This window comes from Pseudomonas sp. JV245A, assembly GCF_032424515.1.
Taxonomy (GTDB): domain Bacteria; phylum Pseudomonadota; class Gammaproteobacteria; order Pseudomonadales; family Pseudomonadaceae; genus Aquipseudomonas; species Aquipseudomonas protegens.
On record NZ_VYKE01000308.1, the window covers coordinates 1 to 2,919 of the forward strand.

General features: G+C 65.2%; 2 protein-coding genes. Both read left to right on the forward strand.

From position 1 onward, the window contains the following. A partial coding sequence (locus F6S12_RS30945; protein WP_409999880.1) for a FecR family protein occupies positions 1-276 on the forward strand: 276 nt, incomplete at its 5' end. A 122-nt stretch (positions 277-398) separates the two neighbouring features. Further along, positions 399-2,876: a TonB-dependent siderophore receptor gene (locus F6S12_RS30950; RefSeq protein WP_161466392.1), complete on the forward strand. Its 2,478-nt coding sequence runs from the start codon at positions 399-401 to the stop codon at positions 2,874-2,876. Positions 2,877-2,919: the final 43 nt, after the last annotated feature.

The window sequence follows — 2,919 nt, forward strand, 5'->3', positions numbered from 1 at the left end:
GGCCAGCCGCTGCTGGCCCAGCAGACCGTGGACGCCGCCAGCCTGACCGCCTGGCAGCGCGGCAAGCTGATCTTCAACGGCCGCCCGCTGGGTGAGGTGATAGGTGAACTGGAGCGCTACCAGCACGGGCGCATCCTGATTTCCGACGGTCAGTTGGCGGCCCTGGCCATCAGCGGTGTGTTCGACCTGCATGATCCGCAAGGCTCGCTCAACGCCCTGCAGCAGCGCTACCCGCTGCACGTCACCTACCTGCCATGGCTGGCGGTCCTGCACTGAGTCGAATTTTTTTTGCCTGGGCACTGCAAGTTCCCCTGGGGGAAATCGTCGTAGTGAGACTGAGAAGACAATCATTCTCATTGACGTCATTTCAACCGGCTGGGAAGGAACACGTGAAAGCAATGTTCAAGCTGTCGACACTGGGGCGCGGTCACCACATCATGCGCCGCACATTACTGGCCCAGGCCCTGTTCGCCGGGGCCTTGAGCCCGGTCCTGGCCCAGGCCCAGGAGGCCGCCACGGTCAGCCAGGCCGGCAGCGCCCAGGAGCGTCGGGTCTCGTTGAACCTGCCGGCCCAGCCCCTGGACCAGGCGCTGACCCGCTTCGCCGATCAGGCCGACCTGCGCCTGCTGTACACCACCAGCGATGTCGAGGGCCTGCAATCCACCGCCCTCAACGGTGAGGTCACGGTGGCCCAGGCCCTGCAAAGCCTGCTGGCCGGCAGTGGTATGAGCTGGTCGTTCAGCGACGGGCACACGGTGATCCTGCGTCGGGCTGGCGTGCCGGCCGCCAGCCTCAACCTCAAGCCGACCCAGGTCACCGTGGCGTCACGCACCAGCGCCGCCATCAGCGAGATTCCCGGCACCGTGTGGGTGGTGGAGCAGAGCCAGCTGCGCGAGCAGTTGAGCACCGGGGTCAGCCTCAAGGAAGCCATCGGCAAGCTGGTACCGGGCCTCGACCTGGCCCCGGAAGGGCGCACCAACTACGGCCAGAACATGCGCGGGCGCAACGTGCTGGTGATGATCGACGGGGTCAGCCAGAACAGTTCCCGGGGCCTGTCCCGACAGTTCGACAGCATCTCGCCGTTCAACGTCGAGCGGGTCGAAGTGCTGTCCGGGGCCAGCGCCATCTACGGCGGCGGCGCCACCGGCGGCATCATCAATATCGTCACCAAGAAAGGCGAACCGGGCCCGGCGCGCTTCGAGACCCAGCTGGGGGCCAGCAGCGGCTTCAACAACAGTGACGACCTGACGACCCGCATCGCCCAGTCGGTGAGCGGCGGCAACGAAGCCATCAGCGGCCGGCTGGCGGTGGCGGGGGAGCAGAACCAGGCGTTCTATGACGGTGCCGGCAAGCAGATCTTCATCGACAACACCCAGACTGACCTGCAGTACAACCGTACCCTGGACCTGATGGGCAGCCTGGCCCTGCAGTTCAACGAAGAGCAGAGCCTGGACCTGCTGGCCCAGTACTACGACTCCGGCAACCATGGCAGCACCGGGATCTACTTCCCCAACCTCAAGTACAAGGCGCCGTCCAACCTGGAAGACGCCGAGCTGCGCGGCGGCTATTCCACCGACCTGGAACCGCGTACCAAGCGCCTGCTGCTCAACGCCAACTACCACCACAGCGACGTGCTGGGCCAGGATTTCTACCTGCAGGCCTCGTACCGCAAGGAAGACGACAACTTCTTCCCGTTCCCCTACTACAACAGCGGCAGCCCCGCAGGCTCCAAGGGTGTGTACTTCGCCGCATCCCAGCAGAATTTCGAAGTCACCAGCCTCAAGGCGCTGTTCGCCAAGGAGTTCGAGGCGTTCAAGCTGTCCTACGGCGTGGACCTGGACCGCGAGCGTTTCAATGCCCAGCAGAGCACCTTCGACCAGGGCATCTCCTCGGGCAGCGGCGGTCTCGACCTGGTGACCCAGAGCAAGGCGCCGCGCTATCCCAGCTACCGGGTCGATGGCCTGTCCGGTTATGCCCAGCTGGACTGGCACGCCACCGACAACCTGACGGTATCCGGCGGCTACCGGCGCCAGCAGATGGACGTGGACGTGGGCCAGTTCAAGAACGTGCCCGGCGGCAGCAACGACTATGCGGTCAACCTCTACAACCTGGGCACCATCTACGACTTCAAGAACGGCCACCAGCTGTGGGTCAACTACGGCGAGGGCTTCGATCTGCCGGACCCGGCCAAGTTCTACGGCAAGCCGGGCCTGAGCGTGGACGACAACCCCCTGGCCGGGATCAAGAGCCGCCAGGTGGAGACCGGCTGGCGCTTCTCCGATAGCGACTGGGATGCCCAGGCGGCGCTGTACTACATCTGGTCGGACAAGGTGATCACCACCGACCAGGCCACCCTGACCATCGACGTCAAGGACCAGAAAAGCCGCGACTACGGTTTTGAAAGCGCCCTGACCCGGCACTTCCAGAACGGCTGGGAGCTGGGCGGCACCCTGCATGCCGTGCGCTCCGAGGAGGAGGGCAAGAACGGCGGCTGGCAAAAGCGTGATGCGCGGTATGCCTCGCTGTCCAAGCTCACCGCCTTCGTCGGCTGGAAGGACGACAGCAGCAGCGTGCGCCTGCAGGGCAACCACGCCTTCACCCTCAAGGACGACGCGGTCAAGCAGATCGACGCCACCCACAGCGTGGATGCGCCCAACACCATCGACGGCTACACCACCTTCGACCTGCTGGGCAGCCACGACACCGAGTTCGGCACCTTCAGCGGCGGCATCCAGAACCTGTTGGACAAGCAGTACAGCACCGTCTGGGGCCAGCGCGCCAAGCTGTTCTACTCGCCGACCTACGGCCCGGACTACCTCTACGACTACCAGGGCCGTGGCCGCACCTACACCCTGACCTGGACCATGGCCTACTGACGCCCCGGGGGCTCTTGCGGCCCCTGTAGCCGCTGCCGAGCCC